Annotated in this window: 11 protein-coding genes; 9 read left to right on the forward strand and 2 right to left on the reverse strand. The window is 65.3% G+C overall.

Going from position 1 to position 13,347, the window contains the following annotated elements:
* Positions 1-104 precede the first annotated feature (104 nt).
* From ACFWAY_RS05245 to ACFWAY_RS05280, 8 genes are all read left to right on the forward strand, one after another.
* Positions 105-785: a haloacid dehalogenase type II gene (locus tag ACFWAY_RS05245; RefSeq protein WP_378510010.1), complete on the forward strand. Its 681-nt coding sequence runs from the start codon at positions 105-107 to the stop codon at positions 783-785.
* A gap of 26 nt (positions 786-811) precedes the next feature.
* On the forward strand, positions 812-2,089 hold the full coding sequence (locus ACFWAY_RS05250; RefSeq protein ID WP_378510011.1) for an NAD(P)/FAD-dependent oxidoreductase: 1,278 nt from the start codon (positions 812-814) through the stop codon (positions 2,087-2,089).
* 17 nt (positions 2,090-2,106) lie between these two features.
* Complete coding sequence (locus ACFWAY_RS05255) at positions 2,107-3,645, forward strand: aldehyde dehydrogenase family protein (protein WP_378510012.1); 1,539 nt, start codon at positions 2,107-2,109, stop codon at positions 3,643-3,645.
* A complete protein-coding gene (locus ACFWAY_RS05260; protein WP_378510013.1) occupies positions 3,642-4,736 on the forward strand; it encodes a tartrate dehydrogenase in 1,095 nt (364 codons plus the stop codon). The genes ACFWAY_RS05255 and ACFWAY_RS05260 overlap by 4 nt, the downstream gene beginning before the upstream one ends.
* Positions 4,733-5,716, forward strand: coding sequence for a D-2-hydroxyacid dehydrogenase (locus ACFWAY_RS05265; protein ID WP_378510014.1), 984 nt, complete (start codon positions 4,733-4,735; stop codon positions 5,714-5,716). Before ACFWAY_RS05260 ends, ACFWAY_RS05265 begins: the two co-directional genes overlap by 4 nt.
* Positions 5,717-5,777: 61 nt before the next feature.
* Positions 5,778-7,325, forward strand: coding sequence for an aspartate ammonia-lyase (gene aspA / locus ACFWAY_RS05270; protein WP_378510015.1), 1,548 nt, complete (start codon positions 5,778-5,780; stop codon positions 7,323-7,325).
* Between the two features lie 269 nt (positions 7,326-7,594).
* Positions 7,595-8,032 (forward strand): hypothetical protein, encoded by a 438-nt coding sequence (locus ACFWAY_RS05275; RefSeq protein ID WP_378510016.1) that lies wholly within the window; start codon positions 7,595-7,597, stop codon positions 8,030-8,032.
* A 29-nt stretch (positions 8,033-8,061) separates the two neighbouring features.
* On the forward strand, positions 8,062-8,313 hold the full coding sequence (locus ACFWAY_RS05280) for a hypothetical protein (RefSeq protein ID WP_378510017.1): 252 nt from the start codon (positions 8,062-8,064) through the stop codon (positions 8,311-8,313).
* 278 nt (positions 8,314-8,591) lie between these two features.
* On the opposite strand, the gene ACFWAY_RS05285 is transcribed toward ACFWAY_RS05280, so the two are convergent.
* Positions 8,592-12,050, reverse strand: a complete 3,459-nt coding sequence (locus ACFWAY_RS05285) for a protein kinase (RefSeq protein ID WP_378510018.1) — start codon at positions 12,048-12,050, stop codon at positions 8,592-8,594.
* 488 nt (positions 12,051-12,538) lie between these two features.
* Here ACFWAY_RS05285 and ACFWAY_RS05290 point away from each other — a divergent pair, with 488 nt between their 5' ends.
* Positions 12,539-12,802 (forward strand): hypothetical protein, encoded by a 264-nt coding sequence (locus tag ACFWAY_RS05290; protein ID WP_378510019.1) that lies wholly within the window; start codon positions 12,539-12,541, stop codon positions 12,800-12,802.
* Between the two features lie 111 nt (positions 12,803-12,913).
* On the opposite strand, the gene ACFWAY_RS05295 is transcribed toward ACFWAY_RS05290, so the two are convergent.
* Positions 12,914-13,081, reverse strand: a complete 168-nt coding sequence (locus ACFWAY_RS05295) for a hypothetical protein (RefSeq protein ID WP_378510020.1) — start codon at positions 13,079-13,081, stop codon at positions 12,914-12,916.
* Positions 13,082-13,347 lie beyond the last annotated feature (266 nt).

A 13,347-nucleotide genomic window follows, 5' to 3' on the forward strand; every position in this document is an offset into this window, starting at 1 on the left:
GCGGAGTCCTGCGCACAGGCGGCGACGACCGCCCGCAACTCCGCCTTCACCCGGGGACGGCAGTGGTTCCCGAATTGGCCACTGCTTCCCCTTCACTGAAACGGATGACCATGGCAGACAAGACTTTCCGGCCGAAGTACGTCTCCTTCGACTGCTACGGCACGCTCATCAACTTCGACATCGATCCCACCACCCGCCGGCTGCTCGCGGGCCGTCTCCCTGAAGAGCAGTGGCCCGCGTTCAAAAAGGTATTCCGCGGGTACCGGTACGACGAGGTCTGCGGCGACTACAAGCCCTACGAGCAGATCCTTCAGGATTCCTTTGACCGGGTCTGCAAGCGGTGGGGCATTGGGCCGACCGAAGGCGCCGGCGCACAGTTCGCTGAGGCTGTACGCGGCTGGGTTGCCCACGAGGACGTGCCTGCTCCGCTCAAGCTCATGGGCGAGAACTACGAGCTGGTGATTCTGTCCAACGCAGACGACAGCTTCCTGGACATCAGCGTTCCGAAGCTCGGTGCAGACTTCCACGCCGTGTACACCGCCGAGCAGGCCCAGGCCTACAAGCCGCGCTACCAGGCGTTCGAGTACATGCTTGACACCCTGAACGCCACGCCGGAGGACTTCCTCCACGTCTCCTCGCACACGCGGTACGACATGATGCCAATGCACGACATGGGCTTCCGGAACCTGGTGTTGCTGGACCGTGGCTACGACCCCATCACCGCGGGCTACGACTACACCACCGTCGATTCTCTCGACGAGCTCAACAAACTCCTCGGTCTCTGATCCGCGGGTAAGGCGAAAGGTCAATCGTGAAACTCATCCCTTATTGGCTCGATACTGCTGAGCCGTCCGGCGATTACCGCCGGACGCCGGTGCCCGACGAGGTCGATGTCGCCGTCATCGGCGCCGGATTCACCGGGCTCTCCGCGGCTGTCGAGTTCGCCAACCAAGGAGCGAGCGTTGCTGTCCTCGAACGGCATACGGTCGGTTGGGGCGCATCCGGCCGCAACGGCGGGATGGCGACCACGGGATTGGCGATCGGCTTCAACACCGCGGTGAAGCGGTACGGGGGTACCCGTGCCGTGGAAATGTTCCGGGAGTACAACGATGCCATCGACACCATCGAGAAATTGGTGCACAACTATGGCATCGACTGCGACTTCCAGCGGTTCGGAAAACTTTCGCTGGCCTTTCACCCCTCCCACTACGAGGGAATGCTGAAATCGCAGGAGCAACTGGCCGCCCTGGCCGACTACGACGTCATCACCATCCCGAAGTCCGAAATTCACAGCGAAATCGGCTCCGATTTTTATCACGGGGCGATGCTCGATCCGCTGGGAGCAGGACTGCACGTCGGGAAGTTCGCGCACGGCCTGGCCGGGGCGGCCGTTGCCGCCGGCGCAGTCGTCTGTGAAAACGCCGCGGTCACTGAGCTGCACAAGGTCTCGGGAACCGTGCACGATGTGCACACCACCCGCGGCGTCGTGCGAGCGAAACAGGTGCTGGTGGCCACCAGTGGCTACACGGGCGCCGTGACGTCGTGGCTGCAGCGGCGCGTGATCCCGGTGGGCAGTTTCATCATCGTCACCGAACCGCTGCCGGACGAGGTGGTCGACCGCATCCTGCCGAACCGGCGACAGTCCTCGGACAGCAAGATGCTGACCTACTACTTCCGCATCACCCCGGACAACCGGCTGCTGTTCGGCGGTCGGGCCCGCTTCGCGCTCTCCAGCCCGGATTCGGATGTCAAGAGCGGCAAGATCCTGCGCCAGGCCATGATCGAGCTGTTCCCGTACCTGTCCAACGTCAAGGTGGACTACACCTGGGGTGGATTGGTCGATCTGTCCATGGATCAGATGGTCCACGCCGGCATCCATGACGGTGTGTTCTATTCGCTCTGCTACAGCGGCCACGGTGTCCAGATGGCGGCGCACATGGGCAAGAAGATGGTCGCCTACATGGGCGGCGACAAGACCGCGAATGTCTGGGAAGACCTGAAGAATCCCCCCGTTCCCGGGCATTTCGGGCCCCCGTGGTTTCTGCCGATCATCGGCGGCGCCGCGAAGATCATCGACCGCATCAAATAGACAGGGTAGGCAACCTCATGCTCTCATCCACAATTGTCGTTGACGCGCGCCCGGAACCAGATGCCAGTCGGTCAGAGACCCCGGTTCTGCCCGGAGGTGCGTTCGTCGAAGGCCAATGGCAGTCCGCCGACCTGACGCTGGACGTGCGCGATCCCGAGGATGGGGCGCTGGTCGGCCGGGTGTGCACCTCGACGGCGCAGGATGTGCGGCGCGCGATCGCCCACATTCATCGTCACCTGCAGGTCGAGCCGTGGCCGCTGCGTTCGCGCCGGCAGGCGCTCGAGAAGGCAGTTCTGCTACTGGGCGGGCAGTCCGCGCGGTTCGCCACCATCATTGCCTCCGAAAGCAGCAAGACCATCACCGAGGCGGAGCGTGAGGTCCGCCGCTGCATCGAGACCTTGCGGCTCTCGGCTGCCGCGTCGACCGAACTGTCCGGATCGACCCTGGACTTCGAGGACAGCCTCGCCTCCGGGCACAAGATCGGTTGGTACAGCCGGAAACCGGTGGGCATCGTCGCGGCCATCACACCGTTCAACGATCCCCTGAACCTGGTCGCGCACAAGCTGGGCCCGGCCCTGATAGCCGGCAACGGGGTGGTCCTCAAGCCCTCCGAGCGGACCCCGCTGAGCGGGCTGGCCCTGGTTCAGCTGCTGCTCGAGGCGGGGGTGCCGTCGGGCCGGATCGCGGCCATCGTCAGCGGCCCCGGTGTGGCCGAGGCGCTGGTCACCGACGAGCAGATCGACCTGATCTCCTTCACCGGCGGTCCTCGGACGGCCGAGCGGATCGCCGCCGCCGCCGGGGCCAAGAAGATCCTCTCCGAACTCGGCGGCAACAATGCCACGATCGTCTGCGCCGACGCCGACCCGGCCGCCGCCGCCGAGGCGATCGTCGCCGGAGCCTTCGGCGTCGCCGGGCAGAACTGCCTCTCGGTTCAACGCGTGTACGTGCACACCTCGCTCTTCGAGCGGATCCTCGAGGACGTCACTCGCGGTACGCAGGCGCTGCGGACGGGGCCGAAGTTCGACCGCCGCACCGACGTCGGTCCGCTCATTTCCGAGGACGAGGCCCGGCGCGTCGAGGAATGGGTGGACGAGGCCATCGCCGCGGGGGCGTCGGTCCACGCCGGCGGGCAGCGGCGGGGCGCCTTCTACGAACCCACCGTCCTGACCGATGTGCCGGCGCAGTGCCGGGTGCTCCGCGACGAAGTGTTCGGTCCGGTCGTGACCCTCATCCCGTTCGTCGAGGTCTCCGACGCCGTCCACGCCGCCAACGACTCCGAGTACGGACTCCAGGCAGGAATCTTCACACAGTCGATGGATCTGGCCTTGGCCATGGCCGAGAACCTGCACGTCGGCGCCGTGGTAATCAACGAGACCAGCGACATCCGCATCGATTCGATGCCCTTCGGCGGCTTCAAGAAATCCGGCGTCGGCCGCGAAGGCGTGCGATACGCCGTCCACGCGATGACCGAACCCAAGAACACCATCGTCAACCTCGGAGAATCGGGGGCACCCTGGCAACTGCTGGGCGGCCTGCCAGAGCGGACCACACCATGAGCACACACAAGATCGCGGTCATCGCCGGCGACGGCATCGGGAAAGAGGTGGTCCCGGCGGCCATCGCCTGCCTCGACCGGATCGCGGAGGTGCATTCGCTCGACCTGGAGTTCACGTACTTCGACTGGGGGTCGGAATACTACCTCCAGCACGGCCGGATGATGCCCGTCGACGGGCTCGAGCAGCTCGCCGCGCACCACGCGATCTTCCTGGGAGCGGTGGGTTCCCCCGAGGTGTCGGACGCCGAATCACTGTGGGGCCTGTTGATCCCCATCCGCCGGGAATTCCAGCAGTACATCAATCTCCGGCCGGTGAAAACCTTGGACGGTGTCACCTCACCGCTGGCGGCCAAGGACCCCATCGATCTGCTCATCGTCCGGGAAAACAACGAGGGAGAATATTCGGAGGTCGGCGGCCGGATGTACCGAGGACTGCCGCACGAGAGCGCAGTGCAGGAAACCATCTTCACCCGACTCGGAGTTACCCGGGTCACGCGTTACGCCGCCGGTCTTGCAGCCTCCCGACGGGGCCACCTGACGTCGGCGACCAAGAGCAACGGCATCGTGCACACCATGCCGTTCTGGGATGAAGTCGTGGAGGAGACGGCCCGCCTCTACCCCGAGGTGAACTTGACCAGCGAGCTCGTGGACGCGCTGGCGGCACATCTGGTCCTGCGGCCCTGGACCTTCGACGTCATCGTCGCCTCCAACCTGTTCGGTGACATTCTTTCGGATCTCGGAAGCTCCGTCACCGGCTCCATCGGGTTGGCGCCCAGCGCCAATCTGAATCCGGAGGGCGACTTCCCGTCCCTGTTCGAGCCGGTGCACGGGTCGGCCCCGGACATCGCCGGCAAAGGCCTGGCCAACCCGGTGGGACAGATCTGGTCGGGTGCGATGATGCTCGAACACCTCGGCCACCCCGAGGCCGCCGACCACCTGCAGGCCGCGTTCGAGTCAGCCCTGCGCGAGGGCTTCGGCACCCGCGATGTCGGCGGAACGTCGTCGACGGCCGAATTCACGTCCGCGGTCCTGTCCGCCATCGATACCCTCGCCTCGAATCAGGCGGACCCCACGCCATCACCGGTGTCATGACCACGGCAGCGGAACGCACCCGGCCGGTCGTCGCAGTCCTCTACCGGGAGGCCCTGCCGCCCCGGTTGGCGGAGATCGAGGAGATCGCCAACGTTCGGCTGACCACAGCCGACGGTCTCGCCGATGCCCTCGACGGCGCGGACGTGCTGTACCAGTGGCACTCGTTCTCACCGGCGCTACGCGAGAACTGGGATGCCGCCAAGTCCGTGCAGTGGGTCCATGTCTCGGCTGCGGGGGTGAGTCAACTCCTGTTCGACGAACTGATCGGCAGCGACATCGTCTATACCAACTCCCGAGGCGTTCTGAGCCGGGCCATCGCAGAGTTCGCGCTCGGATTCGTCCTGGACATGGCCAAGGATGCGCAGACCTCGTTCCGGCTGCAGCAGCAACACCGCTGGCAACACCGGGTCACCCGCAAGATCCAGGGGCAGTCCGCGCTGGTGGTCGGCACCGGCTCCATCGGCCGCGAAATCGCCCGTCTCTTCCGTGCCGTGGGCATGGAGGTCAGCGGCGCCGGCCGCTCCCACCGACCCGGTGACGACGATTTCCATCAAATTCACTCCTCGAAAGACCTGACCCGGATTGTCGGTGACTACGACTACGTCGTGCTGGCAGCCCCGCTGACCGCCGAGACCAGCGGATTGGTCAGCGCCGCCGTGCTCGCTGCGATGTCACCGACCGCACACCTGATCAACGTCGGGCGCGGGGAACTCGTCGACACCACAGCCCTGACGGACGCAGTGGCGTCCGGCTCGATTGCCGGCGCCGCCCTCGACGTCGTGGATCCCGAACCTCTGCCCGACGGACACACCCTGTGGGGCATGAACAACGTCATCATCACTCCGCACATGAGCGGAGACACCCAGGACTATTTAGATGATCTCGGCCAACTCTTCGTCGACAATTTGCGGCGGTTCTGCCACGGCGAACCACTGGAGAATGTCGTGGACAAGGCGCTCGGATTCGTGTCCGCTTCCTGACATCACACCACCCACCACACCCTCATTTCGTCCGAGACCACCATCGCGAGAACCGAGAGCCATGGCACAGATGACCGCACCGTCCCTGCTGGAAGCGAATGAAGGCAGGATCGAGACAGACTTCATGGGTGCCCGGGAAGTCCCGGCCGCCGCCTACTGGGGGATCCAGACGCTGCGCGCGGTAGAGAACTTCGCGATCACCGGTACGCAGATCTCCTCATATCCACTGCTCGTCACGGCGCTCGCGCAGATCAAGCACGCCGCAGTACTGACCAACTTCGATCTGGGCCTGATCGACGAGGTGAAGAAGGACGCCATCGGGCAGGCCTGCCAGGACATCGAACAGGGCCGACTGCTGGATCAGTTCGTGGTCGATGTCATCCAGGGTGGCGCCGGCACCTCGACGAACATGAATGCCAACGAGGTCATCGCCAACCGTGCGCTGGAGATTCTCGGGTTCGGCAAGGGCGAGTACTCCAGGATTCACCCCAACGGCGACGTGAATATGGGCCAGTCGACCAACGACGTCTATCCCACCGCGATTCGGATCGCAACCATCCAGGGCGCCCAACAGTTGTTGTCGGCGATGGGTCATCTTCGCCTGGCCCTGGCGCGCAAGGCCGTCGAGTTCGACGATGTGGTGAAGGTCGGACGGACCCAACTGCAGGACGCGGTGCCGATGACCCTCGGCCAGGAGTTCAGCACCTACGCGGTGATGGTCGACGAGGACGAACGCCGGATCCGCGAAGCGCTGGTGCACCTGCACGAGATCAACCTGGGCGCGACCGCCATCGGCACCGGCCTCAACACCCATCCCGACTACGCCGCCCAAGCGTGCACTCACCTGCAGCGGATCACCGGGCTGCCGCTGGTGACGGCCGGCAACCTGGTCGAGGCAACCCAGGACTGCGGGGCCTTCGTGCTGTTCTCGGGGATGCTCAAACGAGTCGCGGTGAAGCTCTCGAAGATCTGCAACGACCTGCGGCTGCTGTCCTCCGGACCCAGGGCCGGCTTCGCCGAAATCAACCTCCCCCCACGACAGGCGGGATCGAGCATCATGCCCGGAAAGGTCAACCCGGTCATACCGGAAGTGGTCAACCAGGTGGCCTTCGAAGTCATCGGCTACGACCTCACCGTCACCATGGCGGCCGAGGCGGGACAGTTGCAGCTCAACGCCTTCGAACCGATCATCGCGCGCTCCTTGTTCGCCAGCCTGGCCTCGCTCACCGCGGCCTGCACCAGCCTGGCCGACCACTGCATCGACGGGATCACCGCGAACAAGGAATTCCTGCGCTCCCAGGTAGAATCCAGCATCGGAGTGGTGACCGTCCTCAACCCGCTGATCGGTTACGACGCAGCAACTTCCATCGCCCGTCAAGCGCTGGTCGACGGTCGCAGCGTCACCTCCCTGGTGCTCGAGCGCGGACTGCTCACCGCCGCCGAACTCGACGAGATCCTGCGCCCCGAGCGCCTGGCCAATCCTCAAGCCCGCGCCACGGAACCGCCGCCTACCGCGGTGGCGGTGCCGCGTCCTGACTCTCTGCCAGCCGAGCGAGAAGTGGCGCCACGCGCTGTGACTTCTGCGCCGAACACCGAAGGACAGTATTGAACAGACTCACAATCATGCCACCCGAAACTGTTCAGGACCGGCATCGCTCCTGAAACGCACACGTGCCGGCGGGCGGGTGCCTACCCCCGCTCGCCGGCGCTTTCACCCCGCGTCCCGATGACGGTTGCACAGCCAGCAACTCGCACGACTCCCAGCTCGGGACGTCCGCGGACACACCAGTCATGACAACCCTGCGGCCTGGCTAGTGAGCCGATCAACCTCGCCGGCCGGGCCTCGAACTCAAACCCGCACATCGAACAGAGAAGCCAATGGTTACATCCAACAAGGGGGCAGACCTGGGGGGAAGCCCGGATCAGCCGGGCCAGACGGGACCGAACGGATTCGATCCGGTGGAGTCGGATATCCGGCGCTACCGTCGACGGCGCGAACGACGACAGGACGCCGAACGTCGTCGTGTGAAACAGCTCAGCAAACAGGCAAAAGAAGTAGAGGACATCGTCGCGTTCGCTCGGATGTGGGCGCCATTCGGTGGTGTCCCGGAGGACGAGACCTTCATCAAATTTGGCATGCACCCATGGCGGTTCATCGAAAGACTCTGGCACATTATCAGCGAGATACCATGTGACAGAGCTGAAATGGACCAACTGCTGCAGGCCTTCCCGCCGATTGCGGTGGCGGTGACAGGTCCTGACTCCGACGCTCCCACGACTTCTGACAGTCACTCGCTGCCGGGCGGCACGCCGTGATTCCCGCCGCCGAACACCGGAGAAAAGGCATGCAGGTCGCGCAGCCCTACACCAGCGATGACATCCTCGATTTCGCCATCCTCTGGGCACCGATCGGCGGACCGAGCGCGGAGCAGATTCACGTGAAGTTCAGCCTCGCCGTGGAGGAATACCGTCGACGACTCTGCGACGTCGTGCAATCGCACCGCAGAACTCGAGCCGAGGAGGGCAGTAGGGCGTTACCGGACCGGGTGTATGCGGCGTCCGTCCTCGAGAGCTTGTTGAGCGAGTGCGCGACGTAGTACGACCTGCGGCGGCCCTTCCTGCAGGCACAGTGAACGGGCGGGTGCCTACCCGCGCCGCGGCCTTCCCTCCCGGGCGCTGACGCTGACTCTGACCATCAGGACCTTGCCGAACCCGCCACCCGTCTCACACGGTTCATGCCGTTGGCTGTCGACTCAGTGACCCGGTCAAGCAGATGGTCGACGCGGGCGGCAATGGCGACACCGGTGGCGTTATTCGGGGCGTAGGACCCGATCAGGGCCGCGGTGCTCGAACAGTTCCGTCGGCACGACCGAGATCAGATCGTGTGTACTACCTCGGCCCGGACCAACCTGGCGAGGAAGTCCGCGGGCACTTCCTGCCACTCCGGTCGCCAGTGCCCGTTCCGCTGGTCCTCGTGCAGGCCCCTGAGTGTGGCCGCCACGTATGGTCCGCCGTCGAGGAGGTAGCGGAACGATTCGAGGTGGGCGCACTGGGCGGCAATGGTCGCCAGCACCGTCTTGGCCTCGTCGGTTCGTTCGGCCGCGGCCAGGCAGGCAACCAACAGCCGCCTTGCCCGCAGGAGAGCCTGCGGCCGGTGCCGTTCAGCCAGCCAGTCGACCCATTTCTGAGCCCACCGACAGGCGAGGTCCACTTTTTCCGGATCCTGCTCGACGAGCAGCGTCCGGATCGCGGACGCCTCCTCGTGCTGGACGGTGATCTCGTCGATCGCATCGATCGGACGTCGGCGAGTGTCATAGGACACCACCGGCAACACGCCGAACTCCGGGTGGGCCGGAAGACCCAACCGGATCCGCTCGTTCTCGGCCAGTGCACGCAGACGCGTCAGCGACAACGTCTGCGCGATTTCCGCACCCTCGTGAAGCCGGCGGATCGCGGTCTCCCGGTCACCCAGCAGCGCCTTGACGCGGGCCCCGGACACGTATCGTGCGATCTTGAAATCGACCGGTCCGCCTTCGGGCCCGAGCTTGTACCCCTCGTCCAGGAGCCGTTCGGCTTCGTCGAGCTCCCCGCGGTCGTAGAGCGACTCGCCGAGCAGCGAACTCGCCAGGCGGGCGGTGTATGAGTGACTTCCACCGGACTGTTTGGCCAGCTTCAAGGCCTTGCGGAAGCATTCCTCTGTCGTTCGAGGGTCGAGCAGCAGTCGGTTCGCCAGGCCGGTGAAGCACAGCCCGTGAATGGGGTTGAACGAATCCCGGCCGCGTTCGAAATAGATCGATGCCCAGGCCTGCAGGCGGCTGACCTCGTCGAGGTCGCACCGGTAGGCGGCGGCGAAGGTGGCCAGGTTGGCCGCCTTGCCGATCACGAAGGGGCGGACGGTGTCTGCTCGAGCCAGGCACGGCGCAATGTGTTCGTCGATGCCCTCGAGGTGGTCGGCGCGCAGCGCCATGAGGGCTCGTACGACGTCCGCCTCGGCGCGGACGTCGGCGATCTCACCTGTACTGAGACCGGCTCCTTCAACTGTGGATTCCACCAGTGCCAGCGCCTGGCCGGTGGCTTCGGCGCGGTGCAGCAAGATGTTCGCCCAGGCCAGGGCGAGTTGCAGGCGCGGATGGGTCTGCACGATCGTCGGCGGCAGTTTGCCGACCCAGCCGATCAGTGTCGACATCTGTGAATGCGCGAACATGTAGAGTCCGTCGTTCTCAATGATCTCGACCGCCCGCTGCTCGTCGCCGGCGGCGAGCGCATGATCGATTGCGTCACTGACCAATCGATGCTCGGCGAACCACCCCGAGGCGATGCGATGCAGCCCTGCCACCCGATCCGGCTGATCCCGCTCCAACCGGTTCCGGAGGAACTCGGTGAACAGGTGGTGGTAGCCGAACCACTGATCGTCGATGCGGTTCAGGAACAGATCGTGTTCTTCGACCTCCTCGAGCATCTCCAGTCCATGCGACACCCCGGACAGCGCGGCGGCAAGATCGCCGCAGATTCGGTCGGGAATCGAGGTGGCCATCAGGAAGTCGAGCATCGACGGTTCCAGTGTGTCGAGCACGTTCTCGGCGAGAAACTCACTGATCGCGTGGTGGCCACCGGTCATGGAACTGATCAACTGGGACGGGTCGTCGCAACCCCGTAACGACAATGACGCGAGTTGCAGCGCCGCCACCCAGCCGTCGGTGGACGTCGTGAGGTCCTCGACATCACTGAGATCGAGGGGTAACCCGCGCAACCCGACCAGGAAATGCTCGGACTCGTCGACATCGAAACGCATTGCGGTGGAATCAATCTCGACGAGTTCGTCCTGCATCCGCATGCGACTCATCTGCAACCCGCTCTGACTGCGACTGGTGACCACGACCTTCAGCGTGGGGCACATATTGTCCAATAGATAGCGCAGCGCCTTGATCGTCGCCTTCGCGCTGATCACATGCCAGTCGTCGATCACCAGAGTCAGCGGTTCGCCGCTCTGGTGGATCTCGTTGATCAGCGAGGTGAGCACGTAGCGCTCGGACTCGTCCCCACGCTCCTCGAGCACGTCGTTCAGTTCGGTGGCCAGCGTGGCGTTGACGGCTCGAATGGCTTCGATCAGATGGGACAGGAACCAGACGAGGTTGTTGTCGTCGTTGTCGACGGTCAGCCACGCGACGGTGACGCCTTCGGCAGTCAGCACTTCGCACCACTGCGCGGCGAGGGTGCTCTTGCCAAATCCGGTCGGCCCGTGGATCACGGTCAACTTCCGGGACCGCCCGGCGCGCAGCGTTTCGATCAACCGGTCCCGTCGCACCAGGGCCCGGGCCGGCGAGGGCGGGCGGAATCTGGTGGCCGGGGCCGGCGGGGTCAGCGACCGTGCCGGGTAGCGGCGCCGCAGCGACCCGGTGGTGGGCCCGGAGACACTGTGCCCTTCCGGGGCCGGAAGTGGAACCGGTATGTCGTCGACCGCAATGCCGTGCCGGCGCTGTACCGCGCGCAGCAGTTCACCGAACTCGGCCGCCGTCGCAGGCCGGTCGCACGGGTCGCGGGACATCGCTTGCTCGATCACTTCGCCGACGTCGGCCGGCAGGCCCGAATCGTGCAGGTCCGGCATCGGATGCTTGGTGATCCGAAGGAACTGGACGACCGCCTGCTCGCCCTTGCGGCGCTCATAGAGCGCATGCCCGGTACCGGCGCAGAACAGAGTCGCCGCCAGGCTGTACACGTCAGAGGTCGCGGCGGATGGTTGGCCCTGCAGAATCTCGGGGGCGGTGTAGGCAGGGGACCCTGTGATCGCCCCGCTGGTGGTTTCGAAGCCGCCGCTGATCCGGGCGATGCCGAAGTCGGTGAGCTGCGGCTCGCCGTACTCGGTGAGCAGAATGTTCGCGGGCTTGACGTCGCGGTGCAGGGTCCCGCGCTGGTGCGCGGTCTCCAAAGCACCGGCCATCTTCACACCCACATGCAGGACCTCCCGCCAGTCGATGGGGCCGCTGTTCTGGATCTTGGCGTCCAGGGAACCGTGCGGGTGATACTGCATCACGATGTACGGCCGCCCGCCCGCGGTCGCGCCGACCTGAAAGATGCTCACGATGTGCGGATGTCCGGACAGTTTCCCCATCGCGACTTGCTCACGGACGAATCGCGCGAGATTGTCCGGATCGAGGTCCGCGGTCAGGACCTTCACCGCCACTGTTCGATCCAGCGCGCGCTGCACACAGCGGTACACGACGCCGAATCCGCCACGTCCGATCTCCTGCGGACGTTCAAACCCTGCGGCTATCAGCTCCGCCGGTATACCGGCGTTTAGATCGCGCTGTGTCGATAGCGGGTCGCCGTGAACCATCCGGTCGCCTCGGTACACATATCGGGGCACGGCTGCCCGCCGTGGCCATGATCCGAGCATAGTCCGAACGAATGCGCGTCGGGCCGGACACCGTCTTCGGTCTCGCGCCGCACCGGCCGCCTTTCGGATCGACCAGACCAGGCAGGACGGCAATTCCCTGCCGGTCGCCGTCAGCCGCGGCACAGGCCTGCACGCCAATGCCGAGACCATCGAATCCAACTCATTACCGCGATCCGTCCTGTGTTTCGATGCTTCATGCCCTCGGCGGTAGTCCCACCCCGACTCCGTCGAGCAGTTCGTCGACGCACACATTGATGGAGACACAGGTGACCCGCCGCGTTCGCGGCGTTACTCGAGCAGGGTCGCTGATAGCGGCACCAGCAGCACATCAGTCGAAGTCGGGCGCATTGTGTCGTGGTCGGCCCGGGTGAGGAGATCGGTCAGGTACTGGTCGGTGTTGCTTGGTTCCGTGCGACGACGGGGCCGGTGTGCTGGTGCAGTGTGGTGAGTTCGTCGTGCTGGGCGGCCAGGCCCGACAGTGCCCGCGTGCGGAAGGCTTTGAGATCGTCGATTTCGGCTTGCCGCGCGGCCAGTCGTGCCCGCAGCTCGGTGACTTCGGTTTTCAGCCGGTCGATCTGGGCCAGGCGGGGGTCGGGCTGCTGCCCGGCGGCGCGGGCGATGCCGCGTTGCTCCTCGAATTCGGCGCGCAGGTGCGGGTAGGTGCGGTAGAAGGTGGCCCGCGGGACGCCTGAGAGCTGGCAGGCTTTTTACGTCGCATTTGAGCCCGTCGGGAACGGAACCGTCGAGCAGTTGCCGCATCGCGGCGCGGATCCGGTCCTCGGCCGACGCGGTGAGGGTATCGGTCATGGTTCGGTGTCCTCAGCGGCCGCCTGGGCGGTGTCGATCTCGGTGATCACGCGTGCGGCCCGATGATAGGCGGTTTGGGCGCGGGCGCGCTCGGGTCGCGCCAGCCGGGGATTGCCCAGAAAGGTCGGTCTCCACGACGAATGGATGCAGCCGAGATCGATCAACGGGTCGGTGGGATCCCAGTGGGCCCGCACCCGTTGGCCGCGCCCGGTCGGGCTGATCCGGTGGGCCGGGATACCGGCGGCGCGGCGGTGTTCGATCGCGCGGCGCAGCCGGTCGACCTCGCCGAGGAAGTATCAGACATTACGTCAACAGTTGAGAGCCTCACCACAGCGCGCCTGACCAGGAACTACGCGTACTTCGTTGGATTTTCGGTGATTACCTCCGGAACCCCAACCACCGGGGTCCGCTCACGTTACGTATGGAAGGG

Source organism: Rhodococcus sp. NPDC059968 (genome assembly GCF_042738615.1).
Classification (GTDB): Bacteria; Actinomycetota; Actinomycetes; order Mycobacteriales; family Mycobacteriaceae; genus Rhodococcus_F.

Coding starts and splice junctions, on each gene's coding strand:
- ACFWAY_RS05245 (WP_378510010.1), top strand. CDS start 105: ATGACCATGGCAGACAAGACTTTCCGGCCGAAGTACGTCTCCTTCGAC.
- ACFWAY_RS05275 (WP_378510016.1), top strand. CDS start 7,595: ATGGTTACATCCAACAAGGGGGCAGACCTGGGGGGAAGCCCGGATCAG.
- ACFWAY_RS05285 (WP_378510018.1), bottom strand. CDS start 12,050: ATGGTTCACGGCGACCCGCTATCGACACAGCGCGATCTAAACGCCGGT.
- aspA (WP_378510015.1), top strand. CDS start 5,778: ATGGCACAGATGACCGCACCGTCCCTGCTGGAAGCGAATGAAGGCAGG.
- ACFWAY_RS05260 (WP_378510013.1), top strand. CDS start 3,642: ATGAGCACACACAAGATCGCGGTCATCGCCGGCGACGGCATCGGGAAA.
- ACFWAY_RS05265 (WP_378510014.1), top strand. CDS start 4,733: ATGACCACGGCAGCGGAACGCACCCGGCCGGTCGTCGCAGTCCTCTAC.
- ACFWAY_RS05255 (WP_378510012.1), top strand. CDS start 2,107: ATGCTCTCATCCACAATTGTCGTTGACGCGCGCCCGGAACCAGATGCC.
- ACFWAY_RS05280 (WP_378510017.1), top strand. CDS start 8,062: ATGCAGGTCGCGCAGCCCTACACCAGCGATGACATCCTCGATTTCGCC.